At 45.8% G+C, this 23,283-nt stretch carries 22 protein-coding genes; 15 read left to right on the top strand and 7 right to left on the bottom strand.

Annotated elements, in window-relative coordinates:
- Positions 1-124 precede the first annotated feature (124 nt).
- Entirely contained in the window at positions 125-880 is a 756-nt protein-coding gene (locus tag ACRD7P_RS18420; RefSeq protein WP_430909177.1) for a sulfite exporter TauE/SafE family protein, read from the bottom strand.
- A gap of 74 nt (positions 881-954) precedes the next feature.
- Here ACRD7P_RS18420 and ACRD7P_RS18415 point away from each other — a divergent pair, with 74 nt between their 5' ends.
- From ACRD7P_RS18415 to ACRD7P_RS18400, 4 genes are all read left to right on the top strand, one after another.
- On the top strand, positions 955-2,760 hold the full coding sequence (locus tag ACRD7P_RS18415; RefSeq protein ID WP_430909176.1) for a sodium:solute symporter family protein: 1,806 nt from the start codon (positions 955-957) through the stop codon (positions 2,758-2,760).
- Positions 2,761-2,854: 94 nt separating this feature from the next.
- Positions 2,855-3,940 (top strand): acyltransferase family protein, encoded by a 1,086-nt coding sequence (locus ACRD7P_RS18410; RefSeq protein ID WP_430909175.1) that lies wholly within the window; start codon positions 2,855-2,857, stop codon positions 3,938-3,940.
- Between the two features lie 10 nt (positions 3,941-3,950).
- On the top strand, positions 3,951-4,418 hold the full coding sequence (locus ACRD7P_RS18405) for a hypothetical protein (RefSeq protein WP_430909174.1): 468 nt from the start codon (positions 3,951-3,953) through the stop codon (positions 4,416-4,418).
- 424 nt (positions 4,419-4,842) lie between these two features.
- Positions 4,843-5,214, top strand: coding sequence for a DUF2237 family protein (locus tag ACRD7P_RS18400; RefSeq protein WP_430909173.1), 372 nt, complete (start codon positions 4,843-4,845; stop codon positions 5,212-5,214).
- A 15-nt stretch (positions 5,215-5,229) separates the two neighbouring features.
- On the opposite strand, the gene ACRD7P_RS18395 is transcribed toward ACRD7P_RS18400, so the two are convergent.
- Positions 5,230-5,817 carry a riboflavin synthase gene (locus tag ACRD7P_RS18395; RefSeq protein ID WP_430909172.1) on the bottom strand — a complete coding sequence of 196 codons (588 nt, stop codon included), beginning with the start codon at positions 5,815-5,817 and terminating at the stop codon, positions 5,230-5,232.
- Positions 5,818-5,889: 72 nt separating this feature from the next.
- On the opposite strand from ACRD7P_RS18395, the gene pdxA reads away from it, so the two are divergent.
- The 11 genes from pdxA to ACRD7P_RS18340 all read left to right on the top strand — a co-directional run bounded on the left by pdxA (position 5,890) and on the right by ACRD7P_RS18340 (position 17,656).
- The gene (pdxA, locus tag ACRD7P_RS18390) at positions 5,890-6,936 is read left to right on the top strand and encodes a 4-hydroxythreonine-4-phosphate dehydrogenase PdxA (RefSeq protein ID WP_430909170.1); all 1,047 of its coding nucleotides are present in this window, start codon (positions 5,890-5,892) and stop codon (positions 6,934-6,936) included.
- 180 nt (positions 6,937-7,116) lie between these two features.
- Positions 7,117-7,647 (top strand): YceD family protein, encoded by a 531-nt coding sequence (locus ACRD7P_RS18385; RefSeq protein WP_430909169.1) that lies wholly within the window; start codon positions 7,117-7,119, stop codon positions 7,645-7,647.
- A 7-nt stretch (positions 7,648-7,654) separates the two neighbouring features.
- Positions 7,655-7,852 carry a 50S ribosomal protein L32 gene (gene rpmF, locus ACRD7P_RS18380; RefSeq protein WP_430909168.1) on the top strand — a complete coding sequence of 66 codons (198 nt, stop codon included), beginning with the start codon at positions 7,655-7,657 and terminating at the stop codon, positions 7,850-7,852.
- 454 nt (positions 7,853-8,306) lie between these two features.
- Positions 8,307-9,311, top strand: coding sequence for a beta-ketoacyl-ACP synthase III (locus ACRD7P_RS18375; protein WP_430909167.1), 1,005 nt, complete (start codon positions 8,307-8,309; stop codon positions 9,309-9,311).
- 141 nt (positions 9,312-9,452) lie between these two features.
- Complete coding sequence (gene accB / locus ACRD7P_RS18370; RefSeq protein WP_430909166.1) at positions 9,453-9,938, top strand: acetyl-CoA carboxylase biotin carboxyl carrier protein; 486 nt, start codon at positions 9,453-9,455, stop codon at positions 9,936-9,938.
- A gap of 90 nt (positions 9,939-10,028) precedes the next feature.
- Positions 10,029-11,378: an acetyl-CoA carboxylase biotin carboxylase subunit gene (gene accC / locus ACRD7P_RS18365; RefSeq protein ID WP_430909165.1), complete on the top strand. Its 1,350-nt coding sequence runs from the start codon at positions 10,029-10,031 to the stop codon at positions 11,376-11,378.
- Between the two features lie 245 nt (positions 11,379-11,623).
- The gene (locus ACRD7P_RS18360) at positions 11,624-12,310 is read left to right on the top strand and encodes a hypothetical protein (protein ID WP_430909164.1); all 687 of its coding nucleotides are present in this window, start codon (positions 11,624-11,626) and stop codon (positions 12,308-12,310) included.
- A gap of 23 nt (positions 12,311-12,333) precedes the next feature.
- Positions 12,334-14,319, top strand: coding sequence for a DUF4836 family protein (locus tag ACRD7P_RS18355; RefSeq protein WP_430909163.1), 1,986 nt, complete (start codon positions 12,334-12,336; stop codon positions 14,317-14,319).
- Between the two features lie 16 nt (positions 14,320-14,335).
- Positions 14,336-15,739, top strand: a complete 1,404-nt coding sequence (locus ACRD7P_RS18350) for a hypothetical protein (protein ID WP_430909162.1) — start codon at positions 14,336-14,338, stop codon at positions 15,737-15,739.
- A 276-nt stretch (positions 15,740-16,015) separates the two neighbouring features.
- Positions 16,016-17,128, top strand: a complete 1,113-nt coding sequence (locus tag ACRD7P_RS18345; RefSeq protein ID WP_430909182.1) for an NAD(P)/FAD-dependent oxidoreductase — start codon at positions 16,016-16,018, stop codon at positions 17,126-17,128.
- 78 nt (positions 17,129-17,206) lie between these two features.
- Entirely contained in the window at positions 17,207-17,656 is a 450-nt protein-coding gene (locus ACRD7P_RS18340; protein WP_430909161.1) for a 3-oxoacyl-ACP synthase, read from the top strand.
- Here ACRD7P_RS18340 and arfB read toward each other — a convergent pair.
- The 5 genes from arfB to mscL form a co-directional block, all read right to left on the bottom strand.
- Positions 17,653-18,063 carry an alternative ribosome rescue aminoacyl-tRNA hydrolase ArfB gene (arfB, locus tag ACRD7P_RS18335; protein ID WP_430909160.1) on the bottom strand — a complete coding sequence of 137 codons (411 nt, stop codon included), beginning with the start codon at positions 18,061-18,063 and terminating at the stop codon, positions 17,653-17,655. The genes ACRD7P_RS18340 and arfB overlap by 4 nt on opposite strands.
- Positions 18,064-18,095: 32 nt before the next feature.
- Positions 18,096-19,073: an ABC transporter ATP-binding protein gene (locus ACRD7P_RS18330; RefSeq protein WP_430909159.1), complete on the bottom strand. Its 978-nt coding sequence runs from the start codon at positions 19,071-19,073 to the stop codon at positions 18,096-18,098.
- Between the two features lie 251 nt (positions 19,074-19,324).
- Positions 19,325-21,481 (bottom strand): prolyl oligopeptidase family serine peptidase, encoded by a 2,157-nt coding sequence (locus ACRD7P_RS18325; protein ID WP_430909157.1) that lies wholly within the window; start codon positions 21,479-21,481, stop codon positions 19,325-19,327.
- 159 nt (positions 21,482-21,640) lie between these two features.
- The gene (locus ACRD7P_RS18320; protein ID WP_430909156.1) at positions 21,641-22,633 is read right to left on the bottom strand and encodes an aspartate-semialdehyde dehydrogenase; all 993 of its coding nucleotides are present in this window, start codon (positions 22,631-22,633) and stop codon (positions 21,641-21,643) included.
- A gap of 192 nt (positions 22,634-22,825) precedes the next feature.
- Entirely contained in the window at positions 22,826-23,227 is a 402-nt protein-coding gene (gene mscL, locus ACRD7P_RS18315) for a large conductance mechanosensitive channel protein MscL (protein ID WP_430909154.1), read from the bottom strand.
- Between the last annotated feature and the right edge of the window lie 56 nt (positions 23,228-23,283).

The following is a 23,283-nucleotide window of genomic DNA, read 5'->3' as shown; positions in this document are numbered from 1 at the left end:
GAGCTGATCGTTTCAAATTGGGTATCCGTCAATTCCATTTAACAAAGATACCTATTTTGTGTTAACACGCCCTAGTTTAGTAGTATCGTTGACGGCAGAAATTTTCCCTAGTAGCAGCAGCGGTTCACCGAAAAAAGATGACCAGGGCCCCTAATGCCGTCAGGATCAAGATCATTTTCCGATAAAAATCGTCCTTGATCCTGGTCACCAGTTTTACGCCCAAAAAGATTCCCAATACAATACCGGGAATCAGTTTTAGATCGAACAAAAAGGTTTCCAACGTAATGGTTTTCCACACGTAAATATGTAAGGGCAATTTGAGTACGTTTACGATCAAAAACAACCAGGCGGCCGTTCCTATAAACTCGTTTTTTGGAACCCTCATCGCCAAAAAGTAGAGGTTGCTAAAGGCCCCGCCCAAATTACCGATCATTGTGGTCACCCCCGTCATGGTACCCACTACTCCCGCAAAAAGCCAGTGGGTCGGTACTTTTTTCGATTTTCTACGGTCCCACCAATACATCATGATCACACTGATCAAAATAATTGCGGCCATCCCTATTTTAAATGTCGACTCCTCCAAATCGTTGCCCACGAGTACTCCCACGAGCATGCCTACCAAGATCCAGGGTAAAAAACGGGCGATGTATTTCCAGTTGGCATGACGGTTGTAATAGATTACGGCAAAAATATCCCCAAAAATAAGCAAGGGCACCACGATACCGGTCGATTCCTTTGCCTCAAAAGCGACCGCCATCAAGGTTACGTTTACGATGGCGATACCTTTAATTCCCGCTTTGGAAAGACCGATGACCACGGCCGCCGTAAGGGCCAATACCCAAGAAAAAGTCAATATGTCGGTCGCTAAAAAAGAGAGCACTTGTGAAGTTTTTGGGTTGTTCGGCAAATGTATCCTAAAATATTTATCTTTAGCTAACAACCAACGGCCAAAACATGAATCTTACGACCTTAGATTATTCCATTATTATCGGGTTTTTTACAGTTGTTCTGGTCATCGGTATTCTGGTGTCCAAATCGGCGGGGAAAAATACTTCGGAGTACTTTTTATCCGGAAGGACCATGCCCTGGTGGCTGCTCGGTTTTTCCATGGTCGCGACGACCTTTTCCACGGATACCCCGAACCTGGTAACCGATTTTGTGCGAACGGACGGGGTTTCGGGCAATTGGGGCTGGTGGGCCTTTTTACTTACCGGATTGCTTACCGTTTTCGTGTATGCGAAATTATGGCGCAGGTCCAATGTGGCTACCGATATGGAGTTCTACGACTTGCGCTATGGCGGAAAGCCCGCACATTTTTTACGCGCCTTCCGATCTTTATACCTCGGTATTGTATTCAATGTACTGGCCATGTCGGCAGTAACCTTGGCCGCCATAAAAATAGGACAGGTAATGTTGGGGCTGACCCCCTTGGAAACGGTACTTATCGGTGGTAGCGTTACCGTGGTCTTTAGTGCAATCGGTGGGTTCAAGGGTGTGGTGTACACGGATTTTCTATTGTTTTTTCTGGCTATCGTAGGGGCCGTAGGGGCCGCCATCTATTTGGTAAACCTACCCGAGGTAGGCGGACTCTCCAAACTCGTCGCCAACGAGACCGTGCAGGAAAAAATGAACATTTTACCGGATTTTAGCGATACGGAGGCACTTATGGGCATTTTGATCATCCCTTTGGCCGTACAGTGGTGGAGCGCTTGGTATCCGGGCGGGGAGCCCGGCGGTGGCGGGTATATTGCCCAACGCATGTTGGCCGCCAAAAACGAAAACCACGCCATAGGGGCCACTTTTTTCTTTAATATCATGCATTACGCATTGCGCCCATGGCCCTGGATTTTGGTCGCGCTGGCCTCGCTCATCGTATACCCCGATATTGCCAGTATTCAAGAGGCTTTCCCGAATATCGAAGAAAGCAAACTAGGGAACGATCTGGCCTATTCCGCCATGCTTACCCGTTTGCCCAGCGGGCTTTTGGGCATTGTTATGGCCTCGTTGGGCGCCGCGTACATGTCCACCATTTCTACCCATTTGAATTGGGGCTCTTCCTATGTGGTCAACGATTTTTACAAACAACAGATAAAGCCGAACGCCTCGGAAAAAGAACTGGTGGGCGTAGGGCGCATCACTACAGTGGTACTTATGGTCCTTAGCGCGCTGTTCGCCCTAAAATTGACGAACGCCACACAATTGTTCGATATCATTATTATGTTCGGGGCTGGAACGGGGCTCATATTTATTCTACGATGGTTCTGGTGGCGCATCAATGCCTGGAGCGAAATTGTTGCCATGCTGTCGTCAGGTATTATTTCATTGCTGTTCTGGAATTTTGAAAAGGTTCTTTTTTTGGAAGATGGAGCACCTTTTCCCGAGTGGAGCAAATTTCCCCTCGTAGTATTGCTTACGACCATTATTTGGTTGGCGACCACCTATTTGACCAAACCGGAGTCGGACGAAACCTTGGAACATTTTTATCAAAAAATACAACCTGGCGGTCCGGGATGGAAAAAGACCGTTGAAAAAGCCGAGAAAAACGGTCGGTCCATAGTTGAGGGACGGGAAAAATGGTCGGTTCCTTCGGGCATCCTGGCCATGCTGTTGGGGTGTGTACTGGTGTATTGCTGTATGTTCGCTACCGGCAACTGGATTTATGGCAATTACCCCTTGGCCATAGGGCTTTCGATAACAGTGGTCGTTTCCGGACTATTATTGGCAAAGGTGTGGAACGGCATGAAGGAAACCCTTCTTTAGAGCAAGGGTTTTGAGCCCCTTCCGGGTCATTTGGGCAGGGCATAAATAGCATGTTGTTCCCTTGGCCCCATAGCAGGATATAAACCGATTTCACATGAAAAATAGAATCGTTTCCATAGATATTTTTAGGGGCATGACCGTCGTACTCATGATTTTGGTCAACACCCCGGGCACTTGGTCGAACGTATATGCGCCCTTGCTGCACGCCAAGTGGCACGGGTACACCCCAACCGACCTGGTATTTCCATTTTTTCTGTTCATTGTAGGCACTTCCATTGTGTTCTCCTATCAAAACAGGTCGGTAAATGGGACAACCTACCGGAAAATAACGGTGCGGGCCGCTAAACTACTATTCTTGGGTATTTTTCTGGGGGCCTTCACCCTAAGTTTTCCTTTTGTAAAGGATTTTGCCGACATCCGTTTTCCCGGCGTGCTGCAACGCATCGGCATCGTTTTCTTTTTTACCGCCATACTGTTTATCAACCTTCCATGGAAAACCCTGCTAGGCGTGTCCGTGGTATTGTTGGTCGGGTATTGGGGGCTTATGGAACTGGTTCCCGTAAACGGCGCGCCCTCTACATTGGAACGGGCGCCCAACAATTTGGCGAACTATTTGGATGTCACCCTTTTTGGCACGCACAATTACAAGCCCGACTACGACCCCGAAGGCTTTTTGAGCACCATACCGGCTATTGTAAGCGCGCTGTTGGGCACATTTACCGGGCGCATTATTACCTCGGAACAACCAAAAAAGGCCACCATTTTAATGGGCTTGGGCGGGGCGTTACTGCTTACCGGCCATCTTTGGGATATCGTTTTTCCGATAAACAAGGCCTTATGGACTAGCAGTTTTGTTCTGGTTACCGCTGGCTGGGCCAACTTGGTACTGGCCCTGATCTATTACCTGACTGACGTAAAAGGGATATCCTTTGGAAGTATTTTTAAGTACGCAGGGGCAAACGCCATACTGCTCTACTTTTTATCCAGCTTTATCAGCAAACTTATGGGCATGATCCCGGTTGGTGATCGTTCGTTACATGCCTGGCTTTTTGAAACGGTTTATGTGCATAACGGCATATCGCTACAACTATCCTCTTTGCTCTATGGCCTTTCGGTAGTTGCGTTTTACGCCCTATTGGCCTATGTATTGTACCGACGTGCTATTTTTATAAAAGTTTAGATCAAAACAATTGAAACAAGCGCCTTTCACTACTGTAACCCTTTATTTGAGCGTACTAGCGCTATGGTCGCTGTTTCCCGGCCAGTCCGTGGCGCAAGAATCGGACGGGCAAGGTTGGGTGGTAACCAATGCCAAGGACACCCTTTTTGGAACGATCAAAAATCGAAAGTCCCCTCCTTTTGGGAAGGTCTATACCAAAATCAGGTTTAAAGGGAAAAGGGGCAAAAAACGCTTTGGCCCAAAAGATATTATTGCATACCAGATGGGAAACCGTGTTTATGAGCGTATTTGGCTGTCCAGGGAAAGTACCTTCCTAACGGAGCACTTAAGGAGTGTTGAAGGGGATGGACAAAAGCAATTTATAAGGGTCGCGGCAAAGGGAAACCTTATTCATTACATTGACGAAATTGAGGTTCAGGGAGAAGAAGAACCGATGGAAATCGATTACTTTAGAAAAAAGGGAAGCCCACGGTTGTAAGGGCGACCCAAGGAATTTTAGGCTTAAAGCGAAAACGCTTGATACCATTTCCGGTGTTAAATTACTCAAATAAAAACCAGGGATTTTTTGGGTAGGCGAAAAAGAAAATCCAAGCATAGCAGTAGCTATGGTTCGATTTTATTTTGAAGCATACACGGAAAAGAACAATTTTTAATGGGTAATTTAACACCGGAAATGGTATGTTACCCTTCTTTGCGGACTGCGCCCCGTTGATTGCCAAAATAGAGGACAAAACGTTTCGTTATGCCTTTGAGGTCGTCGATTTTTACAATACCCACTGCGGTATGGATGCACCTTGATACCAACTTTGTTCACTACCGACCAATAGCAACATGAAACGAATACCATTGTAAGTTTGAAATGGCATAAGGGCCTAAAAACGTCCGCACGAGAAAAAAAGAGTATGGAAACAGTTATTAAAAATGTATTGGGAACTTCCCTGGAGGCCTGTTGTTACCGACCGTTGACCGGGTTTTATCGCGATGGGTTCTGTAAAACGGGCATCGAAGACCAAGGCACGCACGTGGTGTGCGCGATCATGACGGATGCTTTTTTGGAATTTTCGAAAAGCAGGGGCAACGACCTGATTACACCCAAACCCTATTGGCAATTTCCGGGGTTAAAGGCCGGCGACCAATGGTGCCTTTGCATACGGCGATGGCTGGAGGCCGAAAAAGCGGGGAAAGCACCCAACCTCATCCTCGAGGCCACACACGAAAAGGCATTGGAACACGCATCGCTGGCGTTGCTACAACGGTATGTTTATGAAAAATAAGCACTGGCGCCGAGCTTATCTTAATTGTAGTAATTTGGCAACATACTTACCGATAACATCGAACTCCAAGTTGACCACCGTACCTACTTTATAGGTATTAAAGCGGGTATTCTCATAGGTATACGGGATGATCGCGACACTGAAGGTGTTGCTTCCGGAACCGACTACGGTAAGGCTCGTACCATCAATGGTAATTGATCCTTTTTCTATGGTAGGGTTGCCCAATTTGTCATCATAAACAAAGGAGAAGATCCAGCTGCCATCCTTCATGTCGATCGCCGTGCAGGTTCCGGTCTGATCTACGTGGCCCTGAACGATATGCCCGTCCAATCGGGAACCTAGAATCATGGCACGTTCCAAATTTACCGTATCGCCCTTCCTCAGTTCGGAAAGGTTGGTCTTGTTCAAGGTTTCCTCAATAGCCGTTACGGTGTAGGTACCTTCCTGTAAGGAGACCACTGTTAAGCAGACCCCATTGTGCGAAACGCTCTGATCGATCTGCAATTCACCGGTAAGCGCGGAGGCTACCGTAATATGCAAATTTCCCCCGTCCTTTTTCAAATCGGCGACCGTACCCAAAGTTTCGATTATACCTGTAAACATCTTCTGAAGAATTTAAGTAATTTTGCGGGCCAAGGCCGCCGTTATAGCAATGGTGCAAAGGTACAGATAATCATGGATGAAAACGGGAAAATAAAGCTAGGCATATCGATCGGCGACTTAAACGGTATCGGTTGTGAGGTAATTTTAAAAACCTTCGAAGATGCCCGGATGATGGACTTTTTTACCCCGATCATCTTTGCCTCCAACAAAACCGTTTCCTTTCATAAGAATGCCCTAAAGCTCGACATTAATTACCATGGCATTCCCGACGCGGCAAAGGCATTGGACGGAAAATTGAACGTGGTAAACGTTTGGAAAGAGGTGCCGAAAATACAGTTCGGGGAAGCAACGGAGGAAGCGGGCGCTTTTGCCCTACAATCCCTTGAAGCGGCGGTCGCTGCTTTAAAGACCGACGCAATTGACGGGTTGGTGACTGCACCAATCAACAAAAACAACATACAGTCCGAGACGTTTACTTTTCCGGGACATACGGATTATTTGGCACAGGAGCTTGAAGGGGAAAGCCTTATGTTCATGATAACCGAGGCCCTTAAAGTAGGGTTGCTGACCGACCATGTGGCCGTTAAGGATGCCCCTGCCGCAATCAATCCTATCCTGATACGCACGAAGGTAAGGACCATTGAAAAATCCCTGACCATGGATTTTGGAATCCGCCGCCCCAAAATTGCTTTATTGGGCATTAACCCGCACAGTGGCGATAACGGCGTGATCGGAAAAGAGGACGACACGGTCTTAAAACCGGTCATCCGAGAAATGTCGGATGCCGGCCACCTGGTTTTTGGCCCCTATTCGGCGGACAGCTTTTTTGGTTCGGACATGTACCGGAAATTTGATGCGATACTCGCGGCCTACCACGATCAGGGGCTCATTCCATTTAAGACCCTGTCCTTCGGCAAAGGGGTCAACTATACCGCCGGACTCTCCAAAGTACGTACTTCGCCCGACCATGGCACCGCCTACGAAATTGCCGGAAAAGGTACGGCCGATCACAGTTCGTTCAAAGAGGCGGTTTTTGCGGCCGTTCAAATCGTTAAAAACAGACGGGAATATGCCGTACTCACCGAAAATCCGCTACAAAAACAAAAGGTAAGACGATAAGCGTACGCCGGCGGACGACCAAAATACCGAAGTTGCTATTTAAAAACCGTTGACCATTCCCTTTGTGCGCTTATGTTATGGGGCTATTTTCCCCAAACAGTGTTGGCAATTACCAAAATAATAGTATCTTTGCACCCCCATCAGAGGATGGGAGCGAGTTCAACCAGTGTATATTTAAGGATGGAACATAAGGAATACCGTATTCCTTTTTCAGGATTGAAGCAAGGAAAACACACGTTTGAATTTCAGATAGACAATACGTTCTTTGAGTCTTTTGAATATAAAGAGTTTAATGCGGCCGACGTTAAGGTAAACGTTACGATGAACAAGTCGAGCACTATGCTCGAATTGACCTTCGATGCCGGTGGCACGGTAAATGTCAATTGCGACCTTACCAGCGAGCCCTTCGATCTTCCCATTTCCGCGACCATGGATCTGGTAGTAAAGTTCGGGGAGGAGTTTAATGATGACAATGAAGAAATACTCATCATTCCGCATGGAGAACATCAGGTAAACGTAGCGCAATACATTTACGAAATGCTCGTATTGGCGGTACCGTTGAAAAGGGTACATCCCGGAGTAGCCGATGGCACCCTTAAATCGGAGGCCTTGGATACGCTCAATGCATTACGGCCGGCAGCATCAAAAGACGACACAGTAGAAAACGATCCCAGATGGGACGCATTAAAAAAGTTAATAACGGATAAATAAGTGATCAATGGCACATCCTAAGAGAAAAATATCGAAAACTAGAAGGGATAAAAGAAGAACCCATTACAAGGCCGTAGCCCCTACTTTGGCTACCGACCCTACCACAGGTGAAATGCATTTGTTCCACCGTGCCCACTGGCATGAAGGCAAATTGTACTACAAAGGCCAAATATTGATCGACAAAACTGAGGAAGTAGAGGCATAAACGTTTGCTACACTACCAAAGAACTCCTGTCCTTTTTAAAAGGGCAGGAGTTTTTTTATGGCAATACCATTTTAACGATAAAATGGTATACTATCCCGTTACTAAAAACGACCCGCGTCCCATCCAACAAAACCGCCAGCACCCTATTCGGAGTATCCGAACATAATTTTCAGGGGAACCTTGCAAAATGCGGTGACGCACAATCTTTTCAAAAAACCCATTTTTAAACAAAAAGTGCTGAAAAATCACTAATTTTCCCGAGTTTTGTGCCAAATTTGAGTCGAACCGCGCTTGTGTTTCCATTTGAAATGAAAGCGTTGCCTTTTACGCAATTGGTCTTTTTAAAGATACAGCCGTTATTTGGTTGTCATCAAAGCAAGATCGAAAAGCAAAAACAGGAAGGTAACGATGCAAAGGATAACGCAGAACAAGTTCGTTAAACCAATTCCTAAGTATGGGTAAAATAACAGCAGCCATAACCGCTGTGGGGGGCTATGTACCGAAATACGTGTTGACCAACAAAATGTTGGAAGAAATGGTGGAAACCAACGATGAATGGATCACCACCCGAACGGGAATTCGCGAAAGAAGGATCTTAAAGCCCGAAGAAGGGGAAGGCAGCTCCTACCTTGCCATTAAAGCGGTGGAAAACCTGCTCGAAAAAAAACAGCTGGACCCTACGGAAATCGATATGGTAATCGTGGCAACGGCAACACCGGACACCCTAGTGGCTTCTACCGCAGCCTTTGTCGCCTCAAAAATAGGGGCCACCAATGCGTTTGCCTACGACCTATTGGCCGCCTGTTCCAGTTTTCTTTATGGGATGTCTACCGCGGCGGCACACATTGCATCGGGGCATTATAAAAAAGTATTGCTCATCGGGGCCGACAAAATGTCGTCCATTATCGATTATACCGATCGTACCACCTGTATCATTTTTGGCGATGGCGCCGGGGCCGCCCTTTTCGAACCCAACGATGAAGGGCTCGGACTTCAGGACCAATACTTAAGATCCGATGGTGTCGGAAGAACCTTCCTGAGTATGGATGCCGGGGGATCGCTTATGCCCGCTTCCGAGGAAACCGTAAAAAACGGAAAACACTATATTTATCAAGATGGTAGAACGGTATTCAAATTTGCCGTAAGTAATATGGCCGACGCCGCCGAACGTATTATGGAACGGAACGATCTTACCCATGATGACGTAAACTGGTTGGTACCCCACCAAGCGAACAAACGCATTATCGATGCTACCGCAAAAAGGGTAAATCTGGACCATTCCAAGGTGATGATGAACATTCAGCACTATGGGAATACAACCTCGGCAACACTGCCCTTGTTGTTGGCAGATTATGAGAAAAAATTAAAAAAAGGCGACAATTTGGTATTCGCCGCCTTTGGCGGAGGCTTTACTTGGGGCGCCATTTATTTAAGGTGGGCCTACAACCAACAGGCGTAAAATAAAGGAACAAAAAAAGAGAGTCATCTTGTTTTTGACATGGTATACCCTTTAAAAAGAATCATAGCCGAAAATAAAACAAGGCTCATCTAATAAAAGCAAACAAAACGCGCAATTACAGATCATTAAAAATCAAATTCCATGGATCTAAAAGAAATTCAAAACCTTATTAAGTTCGTAGCGAAGTCCGGGGCTTCAGAGGTGAAACTTGAAACGGACAACGTAAAAATTACCATTAGGACCGGTCCAATCGGCGGCGGATCCGAAACCACCTACGTACAACAGATCCCCGTTGCCGCTGCACAGGGCGTAGCTCCGGCACCGGCAGAACAAGAAGCCGCTCCTGCCAAAACACCGGCCGCACCGGAAGCCGACGACGATTCAAAATACATTACCATCAAATCCCCTATAATCGGTACGTTCTACCGAAAGCCTTCTCCCGACAAACCCACTTTTGTGGAAGTTGGTAAACAAATAGAGAAAGGCGATGTACTCTGCGTAATCGAAGCGATGAAACTCTTTAACGATATCGAATCGGAAGTATCCGGTAAAATCGTGAAAATATTGGTAGATGATTCGTCTCCGGTAGAATTTGACCAACCGTTGTTCTTGGTAGACCCTTCTTAACTAAAATATACCGTAACGTTTGGCGCGCATGACCGATACAACATCGTTTTGCAATGCTCCCGAACGCATGGAATTTGATACAATACGCTTATGTTCAAAAAAATATTGATAGCAAATAGAGGTGAGATCGCACTCCGCGTCATCAGAACCTGTAAGGAAATGGGAATCAAGACCGTAGCGGTATACTCCAAGGCCGATGAAGAAAGTCTTCACGTACGCTTTGCCGACGAAGCGGTCTGTATCGGGCCTGCCCCCAGTACCGAATCGTATTTGAAGATACCGAATATTATCGCAGCGGCGGAAATTACCAACGCCGATGCCATACACCCTGGGTATGGCTTCCTTTCCGAAAATTCAAAGTTCTCCAAGATCTGTGCCGAGCACGACATTAAGTTTATCGGTGCTTCGGGCGACCAAATCGATAAAATGGGGGACAAAGCAACGGCAAAAGCGACGATGAAAGCAGCAGGCGTACCTTGTGTACCTGGTTCCGAAGGGTTGCTAAAAGACCTTGCACATGCCAAAAAAGAAGCAAAAAAAATGGGGTATCCCGTGATGATCAAAGCGACCGCCGGTGGCGGTGGTAAAGGGATGCGTGCCGTTTGGGGCGAAGAAGAAATGGAAGGCCATTTCGAGAGCGCCGTACAAGAGGCCACCGCATCGTTCGGAAATGGGGGCATGTACATGGAAAAGTTGATCGAAGAACCGCGACATATCGAAATTCAGGTCGTTGGTGACCAATATGGAAAAGCATGCCACTTGTCGGAACGTGATTGCTCGGTACAACGGCGCCACCAAAAGCTGACGGAAGAGACCCCTTCCCCGTTCATGACCGACAAGCTGCGGGAAGATATGGGAAAAGCGGCGGTTAAAGCGGCAGAATATATCAAATATGAAGGTGCCGGAACCGTAGAATTTTTGGTGGACAAGCACCGTAACTTCTACTTTATGGAAATGAATACCCGTATTCAAGTAGAACATCCCATTACGGAACAAGTTATCGATTACGATCTGATCAGGGAACAGATATTAGTGGCTGGAGGTGTTCCCATTTCCGGAAAAAACTACATTCCCAAACTGCATTCCATCGAGTGCCGGATCAATGCGGAAGACCCCTACAACAATTTCAGGCCTTCCCCGGGAAGGATCACTACGCTCCATATTCCAGGAGGACATGGAATACGGATGGATACGCATGTTTACAGCGGCTACATTATACCCCCCAATTACGATTCCATGATCGCAAAATTGATCACCACCGCACAAACACGCGAGGAAGCCATCAATAAAATGAAGCGCGCCTTGGACGAGTTCGTTATCGAAGGCATAAAGACCACAATACCGTTTCACCGACAGTTAATGGACCACCCCGATTATTTGGCCGGTAACTATACCACCAAATTTATGGAGGATTTTGAGATGGAAGCGGAAAGCGAATAATGAAGTGGTTTAAACTTTTCGCATTTAAGTGAAAAGTTTAAACCACTTCAGAACTAAAAAGCCCTGACTGTTCAGGGCTTTTTTTATGCACGCCCCCAATAAACAGGGAAACCGTTTCACGGTTTTCCAGCGTACCGCTCACCCCATTATCCACTACTTTTACCAAGGAATTGTAATCGAATCGTTTTTTGGTACAATTTTAGTTCCCAAAAAGAGTTAAAGAATAATACCTCCAATACAAGAATATGCTTAAAAAAACCTTGCTTTACAGCTTGCTCGCCATTTATTCGCTCTGCTGCACCAGTTGCTTTGATATCCTTGAAGAAATCAATATCAAAAATGACGGTACGGGTAGCATGTTGGTGACCTTCAATATGAGTAAAAGCAAAACAAAACTGGCATCGATCATGATGCTGGACAGCATCAACGGTCACAAAGTGCCTTCCGAAGATGAAATCAACTTGTTTCTGAAGGATGTTACCGATTATCTTGAAAAAACCGAGGGTATCGGCAACATCAAAAAAACGAAAGATTTTGACAATTACATTTTTACCGTTTCTTGCGATTTTAAGGATGTGGAACAGATAAACGGTATTTTTAAGGACATGATCATCGAACAGAACAAAAAGGGAGGCACCCATTTTTCCACAAAAAACTTTGCCTTCAACAGTTCCGAAAAAACGTTCCATCGTTACTTTACCTATGATGATAGCATCAAGAAATCGTTCAACCATTTAAAAAGCGAAGATCAAAAAGTATTCCAAGATGCCAGCTTAACGGCAATATACCGGTTCGAAAACCCGGTAACGAGCATTTCGAATACCAAGGCCAAAGTATCCCCCAACAAAAAAGCCGTGATGCTCAAAGTGGGTGCCATGGACTTCATCATGGGAAAACAAAGCTTGGCCAATAAAATTCAACTATCAAAATAACACCAGTACCCTAAACCATTCAAATGAAAAGACTCGTAGTTGCACTATCGACCCTATGTATTGCCTACTTGGGACAATCGCAGGATTTAGTTTCCAAAATTCCCTCCAACGCTACAGCAGTAGTGGCCATAAAAGGAAAACGCATGCTGGATTTAGTATCCGTATCCGAATTTTCCAATTCACGATTAGGCCAAATGCTGGGCAAGGAGTTGGGCAGGGAAACCGACGGCCAAGTGAACAACCTCGAACAACTGGGATTGGACCTGAACAATAATTTCTATTACTTTTTGGAAGCAAAAGAAGGCGTATTCAACAATTGTTTTTTGATACCCCTGAAAAACTCAAATGGAGTCCTAAGCCTTTTAGGGGAACGCCAAAAGGAGGACATGGTAACCGAGGGCAGTATTTCGTATATCCAAGATGATTATGATGGCTCCGTTATTCTTTGGAACGAAAATGCCATGTTGGTACTCATTTCGGAAAGTACCAAAAACGACTACAGTTATTATGATGACTACGGATACGATGTACCATTGGCGACGGAAGAAATGGCGATAACCGTGGAAGAAGGTGTCAGCGAGGGCGCCGAAGAAGTGGAGATAGCGGCCGAAGCAGTAGAAGATGCCAAGGAATCGGTTGAATCGGCAGCAGAAGAGGTAATCGAAGAAACCATCATCGACATCGAGGAAACGGTTATCGAATCCGTTGAACCCGCGACCCCTGATTACGACGACTATTACAATAGCGAGGCCTACAAAAAAGAGCAAGAGGAACGCGAGAAAAAACGTTTGGCGCGCGAAGCCAAACGTAAAAAAGAACGAGAGGCACAGGCAAACCGTACCTTGGATAAAGCGAAGGTGATAATGGCAGGGAACCACACCAACGGCAACATTCTAAAAAATACCGCCTATGTACAGAGCATCGGTAACGGGCAGGACGAAGCCGTAGCATGGGTAAACGATTTTGGGCGGATCTATCAAGATATGGTTATGGGCGCGTATTATGGTGGAATGGTTAACCCTTACGACTTTATGGGTATCGACAAGCTGTACAACGGTTTTTCCATCACTGCCCGACTCAACTTTGAAAAAGACCATGCGTCGCTAAAGACCAAGTATCAAATGAACAGGGAACTGGCCGATATCTATAAGCCAATGTATTCCGGCAAATTCAATCCGAACTTTACCAAATACATTAACGAAGACCGCCTGTTGGGATATTGGTCGTTAAACATGAGTACGGAAGGGCTCCTGACCGCATATCCCCAGCTTATGGATATGGTGTTCAATAACAGTAAGGGCGAAAACTATGCGGATGCCGTCAGTTTGGGTACGGACCTGTTCAGCACCTTAATCGATGAAGAAGCGGCGGGCGAAATCATTCGTGGCGACATGCTGTTGGTATTGAACGACCTGTCGGAAAGGGAGGTCACCTATACGGACTATGAGTACGATGAAGAATACAACTATAAAGAGGTGGAAAAAACCAAAACGGAAACCGTTCCCGATTTTATGTTCATGTTCTCTTCCGAGAAAAAAGGGATTTTTGATCGATTGGTACGTATCGGTATTCGTGAAAACGAGTTAAAGGCCATTGGCGGCATTTACCAAATTACAGACATGCCGAACGCATCCCCCTTTGACCTTTACGTAATGTTCAAGGACAATACGGTGTTTATGGGGAGTTCCAAAAAAGATATGCTGGCCATTGGAAACGGCACCTTTGTGTCAAAGCTTTCCGGCACCCATAAAAAGAATATGAAAAAGAATGTTACCAGCATGTTCGTCAATGGAAAGAAAATAATTTCGGAGATTCCAGCGGAATCGTTTCCAAGGGAATTGCGGGACAAGGTTGCTTTCCTGACCGCCAATACGGAAGACGTGTATTTCAATTTTGAAAAAATAAAGGGAACCAGCATGGAGGGCGAAATGATATGGAATACGCCGGAAGAAGGGCACAACAACAGTTTTGCCTACTTCATCAACATGATCGATTCCCTTATGGACTAACCCTACCGGAATTGGTATGAAAAAAAGGGGACACCTTATTTTGGTTTGTGTTTTGGCCCTGTGCATCGGCTATTGGGGATACAAACAGTTTAAAAATACTTCTTCCCTTTTGGGAAAAGTACATGTGAACGCCAACGCCGTTATCAAAATCGGCATTCATGACATAAAGGAGACTTTGGTTTTGGATGCCCTTAGCGCACCAAAATACTATTATGATCAAATTCAGTTTTCCGATTCGGATGAGGAAAAGGATAGTATCGGTGGTAAGGGCATAGACCTACAGCCTTATAATTTGCTGTTGTATACCCTTCCTTCCGTTGAGAATACCGTTTTTGGTACCCTCGACATCGACGATTCCCAGGAATTTGAGCAGTACCTCGCAAAGGAACTTCAAACAGCGGAAAAAGTGCTTGAAAAAAAGGACGGCTACCAGTATGCGCTGTTGCCCAAAAGAAAAATGGCCTTGGCATGGAGCACAGATCAAGTGGTGTTCGCGTTTTCCACCGCAATTTCCGCTAGCGACCTATTCCCAATTTTTTCGGATGTTCTGGAGCAAGAATCGACCATTTCCGACAGCGATCATCCGCTGCTCGCTGCGGTAGACGACGGCGACGGCCATATAGTTTTTGCCACTGAAAATGGCGCCGTAGACCTCTTTTTCGAAGATGGTAACGCCACTATTGAAGGACAGGTTTTTACCGAAAAACCGCAACAGTATCAAAAAGAGATAAGCGTTGAACTCGAGCCGGAAGCTGCCCTACAACTATATTATGACGGTAATTTTGAGCAACAGGACAACAAAAATACCCTGATCACCGCGCTCGGATCATTTTCGTTTTTCGAGAAAAACAACCTCCAAATATCGGAACTGATGGACCGTACCAATGGTTTTTTCAGCATATCCGTAAACGGCAACACCACCCAAACGGATACCATCATATCTTATACCTATGATGATAATTTTGAAAAAGTCGCCCAAAAGACCTTGCAGACCAAAACCGTTCCCAGAATTCATATGAACTTGGGAGCGGCGAACGAAAGTTTATTGGAGTACCTGGAAGCGCAGGAGAGCTTAGGCCCAAAGCAGATTTTTGAGCCATTTCCCCTTTACCAACTGTATGCAAAGGAGGATGCCATGAATACCAGTTTTGATACTTTTGAAGGTATCGCAAAAACCCAGGAGCAAATTCGGACTACCTTTTTCGACTGTAACATCGATTTTAAAAAACTTCAGGAAATCGTTACCGTACCGCAGTGGAAAGCGTTCCTAGATCCCTTAAAACAACTTCGTTTATCGGCCACCCAGGGGAACGATAACGAAATCATCATCAACGGCCATGTTACCGGGAACGAACCCGGAATCAACATAATTTCGCAATTGGCCTTTACCAAAAAGACGGATAGCCTCCCCGAAAAGTAATAGCAATTCCCAAGACCCGAATTTTGGAACTTACGATGATATTATACCATTTTAACCCGCTTTATGCATTAGAAAATCTATTACAGCTTCCAGCTACTTCAAAATATGGTGCTGCGCTACATTTTTAAATGTAACCGTAGCCCCGAAGTTTCGGGGCTATGCTTAGATCCCCGGTCAAGCCGGGGACAGGCTTTTTGCCTCGAACAACTAAAAAATAATTCAATTTCTATACGCCCGATTTCAAAGTTAAAATGGTATTCTTTGTACTTTGGTGACATGAACCTCAGCTACTGGGAATACAACACCTGGCTTGCCAACATTGATTTCACCATTGTCGGAAGTGGTATCGTAGGGCTCAGCTGTGCCCTTCAACTTCGGCTCCGTTATCCCAAAGCCAAAATAATCGTACTCGAAAAAGGGATTTTACCACAGGGCGCGAGTACCAAAAATGCTGGTTTTGCGTGTTTTGGCAGCATCTCCGAAATATTGTCGGACCTAGAACACCATAGCGAGGAAGAAGTACAGCGCTTAATACGGCAACGGTATAACGGTATTGCCCTACTGCGCAATACCTTGGGCGACACCGAAATCGACTATCAAAATTATGGCGGTCACGAACTTTTCATTTCCGAAAACCCGGCCTTGTACCAAAAATGCTCGGAACAGCTTCCGTATATCAACGCGCTAACGGAACCCATTTTTGGAAAAGCGGGATTTAGGGAACATTCCAATAGTTTTGGGTTTAAAAATATACTGCCAACATACATTACCAATTCACACGAATCCCAGATCGATACCGGTAAAATGATGCGGGCATTGGTACAAAAAGTCTTGAAAAGCGACATTACCATCCTCAACGGTGTAAATGTTACGCATTTTTCGGAAAAAAAGGCCGCTGTAGCGGTCCAGACCGATCGGTTCGAGTTCGATACCCGTAAACTGTTTATTGCCACCAACGGATTTGCCACCCATTTGATACAAGAACCCGTACGACCCGCACGTGCCCAAATTCTGATCACCAAACCTATTGCACCACTCCACATTAAGGGAACATTTCATTTGGATCAAGGGTATTACTACTTCCGCAATGTCGGCAATAGCATACTTTTGGGCGGTGGAAGAAATTTGAATTTTAAGGGCGAGACCACCTTTGCCCTTGGCGAAACCGATCAAATACAACAACGCTTGGAACAGCTTTTAAAAACGACCATACTGCCGGGAACGCCATTTGAAATCGAGCACCGCTGGAGCGGTATTATGGGTGTCGGCCCGCAAAAAAAGCCTATCGTAAAGGCCATCTCGGACAATATTTTCTGTGGCGTACGTTTGGGAGGAATGGGTATTGCCATAGGAAGTTCCATCGGTAAGGAGTTAAGCGATCTGCTATAGCCACATTTGTAAGTATCGTATAATACCAGTTGCATACCCTATTTTTGAACCGTTATATGCTGAAAACAAAACATCGCTATGGACCCCAAACAACACTTATACAATTTTTGCAATGCCTTTATAACGGAGCGCATCAACAGAATTGAAAAAGGTATTACCGCCCTGCAGGAATCGTTGCGATCGGAAACCAAGAGCAGTGCCGGTGACAAACATGAGACCGGCCGCGCCATGGTGCAACTGGAGAGGGAAAAATTGGGAACCCAATTGGCCGAAGCGGAAAAACAAAAACAACTTTTGCTTAAAGTTCCCTTGCATAAAAACACGAATAGCATTGGTCTGGGAAGTTGGGTGCACACTTCAAAAGGGAACTACTTTTTGGCCATTTCCGCGGGAGAAACCCATATTTCGGGCACCGGTACCTATTGCATATCGTTGGCCACACCAATAGGTAAAATTTTGCTCGGCAGTACCAAAGGCGACACCGTAGTCATAAATGGGCGGAACATTCAGGTATTGGAGGTTTTTTAACCGCGATCAAGATCGATCTTGCCCCGTGAAGCCTTTTTTTGGCTCTTTTTCTTTTTTGCTTCCAAACGTTTACGGTCCGCAGCTTTGGAAGGCCTGGTTTTCTTTCGTTTCTTCACCGGGCACAAGGACGTATCCACCAACGCTAGAAAACGCGCTATGGCCAATGCCTTGTTGCGGAATTGGCTTCGGGTCTCGTCACATTGCAATATAAGATTGCCCTCCTTATTGACGCGCTGCGAAAGCTTTTCCAAAAGCATGGCTTTTTCGGATTCCGATAGCGCCAAGGAGTTCGCAACAGAAAAAAGCAACAGTATTTTGGTGGCCACCTTGTTTACATGTTGGCCTCCGGCACCACTGCTGCGGGCCGCCTTAAATTCTAGTTCGCTTAGGAGTTGTTCCCGGTTCACATTGATGGCTTTGTACTAGGGTTCGCTTACGCTCAAGGGTCTACCATGCGTTGGTTAATGGTTTCCAAGGCAATGTTCAGGAAAACTTCCTCCCCTTTGTCTATGGGCTTATGATGGTTAAAGTACACATTATGGCCTTCATACAGTCCTACGATCATATAGTGGCTTCCCATATAATATGAGCCTTTTACGATAACTTCCAGACCAGATTTTTGGGAGACCTTAAACTCATGCGCATATACGATAATACGTCTTTTGGTATCGGCATAGGTTTTTACGATATTGATGGGGATTTTGTTCGCTTCCCCGAAAAGCGAGGCCACATAAAGGTCCTTGGGGCGTTCGTATAGGTTTTTTGGAGTGTCCTTTGCGATGATTTTTTGATCTTTCAGCACCACTACCCGATCAGCGAAGGGGAGCATGTCCTGATGATCGTGCGTGGCCGTCAATACCGTAATTTCCTTTTCCCTTAGATATCCGAACAGATTGCGCCTTAGGCTGTTTCGCTGAAAATTATCGATATGGCCAAAGGGTTCGTCCAATAAAAGCACTTCCGGTTCCTGGGCCAATACGCGCGCCAAGGCCACCCGTTGCTGCTGGCCCCCGCTCAAGTTTCTTACCTTGGTCTGGGCGTAGTCGGTCATTTCGATCATTTCCAAAAGCGTTTGGGTACGCCGTTGCATTTCGGGGATGTCGAAGACCGATAAATATTGGCTTACGTTTTCTTCTACCGTGGTATAGGGCATTAGATCGAAGTCTTGCGAAAGGTACTTCATATACGACTCTCCCGGAACCAAATTGTATAGGGGGCCCAATACTTGATTTTCATCCCAGTACACCTCGCCGATCTTTACGTGCAACAATCCGTAAATAATTTTTAAAAGGGTGCTTTTACCGCAACCGCTCTCCCCGATTATTGCGATATGTTCTCCTTTGGCGACTTTAAGGTTAATGTTCTCCAAAATGGGAACATCGTCATAAGCGAACGAAACATGGTCAATGTGCAGCATATAGGAACTCGTTGTTCAATAATACCATTTCTGATGTTAGATTAGATAACCCTTTAAAAATTGTTCTTTTCCGTATATGCTGTAAAATAAAATCGAGCCATAGCTACTGCTATGCTTGGATTTTATTTTTCGCCTACCCAAAAAATCCCTGGTTTTTATTTGCGTAATTTAATATCAGAAATGGTATAAAAAAATCCGTCTTTAAATAAAACGGATTTTCCGGTACAATATTGATTGCTAACGGTAATTATTTAATCTTTAATTTTTTCTGTTAAAAGGGCGTTCGGGAGTTCCTTGAATCCCATATTGAATAGGGTAAAGCCAAAAATATCCGCGTATTGCTCGATCGTTTTGCTTACCGGAGTGCCCGCCCCATGTCCGGCATTGGTTTCGATCCGGATCAGGGTAGGGTTCGCGCCCGTCTGTTTTGCCTGTAATTCTGCCGCGAATTTAAAGCTATGTGCCGGCACTACCCGATCATCGTGATCGCCGGTGGTAATCAATGTGGCGGGATAAGACACGCCTTCCTTTACGTTATGTACGGGCGAATACCCTTTAAGGTATTCGAACATTTCCTTATTGTCCTCCACGGTACCATAATCATAGGCCCATCCGGCGCCGGCGGTAAAGGTATGATAGCGAAGCATGTCCAACACACCCACCGCGGGCAATGCCACTTTCATCAGGTCGGGACGTTGGGTCATGGTAGCGCCTACCAACAATCCGCCATTGGAACCGCCACGTACGGCCAAATAGTCCGAAGAAGTGTAGCCTTCCGCAATCAAGTATTCGGCAGCCGCTATAAAATCGTCAAACACATTCTGTTTTTTCATTTTGATGCCGGCCTCGTGCCATTTTTTACCATATTCACCACCCCCCCTAATGTTGGGAACCGCATAAACGCCCCCTTGTTCCATCCAAACGGCGTTTACGATACTGAACGATGGGGTAAGGCTAACGTTGAATCCCCCATAACCGTAGAGTATGGTAGGATTAGTACCGTCACGTTTCAATCCCTTTTTATGGGTGATGATCATCGGTACTTTTGTACCGTCCTTTGTGGTGTAAAAAACTTGGTTCGATTCGTAATCGGCAGGGTCAAAATCAATTTCCGGTTTCCAATAGCGCTCATACGTTCCCGTTTCCACATTGTATTTGAACGATGATCCCGGGGTAACATAGTTGGTAAACGAGAAATAAAACTCCTTATCCTCCTTTTTACCTCCAAAACCGCTTGCGGTACCTACCCCGGGCAAGGCTACCTCACGTATGCGTTTTCCGTCATAATCGTATTGAAATACTTTGGATACGGCATCGACCATATATTCTGCAAAAAAATAACCACCCCCGGTACTCGGGCTCAGTACGTTTTCGGTTTCCGGTATAAAATCCACCCAATTTTCAGGTTCGGGTGCGCTGGCATCCACGGTAACTACTTTTTTGTTCGGTGCGTTCCTGTTGGTAACGATATAAAGCTTGGAACCAACGTTCTCAATAATGTAACTATCGGAATCGGTATCGGTCAAGATCGGTACTAAAGGGGCGTCCGAACGACTTAAATCCTTAATGAACAGCTTGTTCCCGGAGGTAGAGACCGAAGCCGAAACGACCAAGTATTGCTCGTCTTCCGTTAAGTACGCTTGGCTATACCGATGCTTCTCTTCGTCAGTACCACCAAATATGACCTTATCCTCCTTTTGGGAGGTGCCCAGCTTGTGATAGTAGACCTTGTGTTGATCGGTTTTTGCGGACAATTCACTTCCCTCGGGTTTATCGTAGCTGGAGTAGTAGAACCCTTCGTTTCCCTTCCAAGCGATACCGCTGAATTTGATATCGACCAAGGTATCCTCAACAATTTCCATGGTTTTGGTGTCCACTACGATTCCCTTACGCCAGTCACTACCGCCCTCGGAGATCAGGTAGGTCGCCAGCGAACCATCCTTGGTAAAACGGAGGCCCGCCAACGAGGTAGTGCCATCTTCGGAGAAGGTATTGGGGTCCAAAAATATCTCCGCTTTACCGCCATCCTTCTTGCGGTACACTACATATTGGTTCTGAAGGCCATCGTTCTTGTAAAAATAGGTATACGGGCCTTCTTTAAAAGGGGCCCCTATTTTTTCATAATTCCATAAGGCTTCCAAGCGGTTTTTGAGTTGACTCCTGAAAGGAATACCATCCAAATATTGAAAAGTGGTATTGTTCTGTCTGCGGACCCACTTTTCGGTATCCTCGCTGCGGTCGTCCTCCAACCAACGGTAGGGGTCTTCCACCTGCGTTCCAAAGTAAGTTTCGACCATCCCGATCTTTGCGGTAGTTGGGTATTTCACTGATAGTTGTTGTTTTTCGGATTGTGCGGTACCTATGAACATTGTAGTACCGGTAATCATGATGGCGACTAATTTTTTCATGCTGCAAGTTAATAATCATCTTTCTTAAAATAAGCACAAAAAACAGCACCCTGAACACCGTTCTAGGTTCTCCTTTTCCGCTGGAATTCCCTTGGAAAATGCATGGTGCCCTTTCGCATGAATCGTTCGCCTTGGTACAAGGCCCGATCATCGCCCGACCTAACCTACCAAATTATTGCTTACGAGGTACTCGGCTATTTGTACGGCATTGGTGGCCGCGCCCTTTCGAAGGTTATCCGATACGATCCACATATTCAAGGTATTCCTTCTTGTTTCGTCCCGGCGGATACGGCCTACGAACACCTCATCCTTATCATGTGCGTAAATGGGCATGGGATACGTATTGGTATCGGGATTGTCCTGTACGGTAACTCCCGGGGTATCGTTTAGAAGACGGCGGACATCGTTCAGTTCAAAATCGTTTTCAAATTCCACGTTCACCGATTCGGAATGTCCTCCCGCAGTGGGTATGCGCACCGCAGTGGCGGATACGGAGAAGGTGCGGTCGTTCAAAATTTTCTGAGGTTCACGGGCCAGTTTCATTTCTTCTTTGGTATAACCATTTTCAAGAAATACATCACAATGGGGAAGTGCATTTCTACTAATAGGGTACGGATAGGCCATTTCTCCCTCAACACCCGCTATTTCGTTCTCCAGTTGCCGTACGGCCTTGACCCCCGTTCCTGACACCGATTGGTATGTTGAAACGATCACCCTGTTCATCGTATACTTGTTATGGAGCGGTGCCAAGGCCATTACCAATTGAATGGTAGAGCAATTGGGATTGGCAATGATCTTATCGTCCTTGGTCAGCTCTTGAGCGTTGATTTCCGGCACGATCAATTTTTTGGTGGGGTCCATGCGCCATGCGGAAGAATTATCCACTACGGTAGTGCCGACCGCCGCAAATTTTGGGGCCCATTCCAAGGAGGTATCCCCGCCGGCGGAAAAAATGGCGATATGTGGTTTTGCTTCCACGGCATCCGAAAGCCCGATTATGGTATGGTCTTTTCCTTGGAACGCCAAGGTTTTCCCCACGCTGCGTTCGGAAGCTACCAACAGCAGCTCGGTAATCGGAAAATTACGTTCCGCCAAAACTTTCAACATCACTTCGCCGACCATACCGGTGGCCCCTACTACTGCTACTTTCATTATTCTAATTTTAGAGCGTAAATGTACTTCAATGTTGCATAGGGAACAAGAGCTCCGTTTACATTTTTTAAAAATAAAACAATTTGTTTTAAATATAACGAATTAGGTTTGGCCAAAAAAGAACCCCCACCGTTCGGCAGGGGTTTTCAAAATTCGTAGTGTAGCGGCATCCGTGGCACTGCCAACGGAAAATTACTTTTTAAGGGCGTCCCTTATTTCTGCCAACAGTTCTTCCTGTGTAGGTCCTGCCGGTGCTTCTGGTTCTGGAGCTGGTTTTGATTTATTGTAGGCCTTCACGATTAGGAACATCACAAAACCGACAATCAATAAGTTTACTATAGTGTTGATCCAAGCACCCCAACGAATAGCATTTTCCGCGACGTATCCTTCAGCACCTTCGACACCTACCCCTTCGGTAAGGATTACTTTTAGGTTCGCAAAATCCACACCGCCCGCAAAATGACCTACGACCGGCATTACGATGTCATTTACGAATCCGTTAACGACAAGGCCTACCGCTCCTGCCATAATTACGGCCACTGCGAAGTCGATGACGTTTCCAGTGAGGATAAAATTCTTAAATTCTTTAAGCATAATTAGTGTTTTTTAGTGGTTAATAGTATCGCAATGTACTGAAAAAAAAGTGTCAC

It is taken from the genome of Maribacter sp. 2-571 (genome assembly GCF_050589625.1).
GTDB lineage: Bacteria > Bacteroidota > Bacteroidia > Flavobacteriales > Flavobacteriaceae > Pelagihabitans.
The sequence above is the reverse complement of the archived record's forward strand: the minus strand, read 5'-3'. Positions and strand labels throughout refer to the sequence as shown.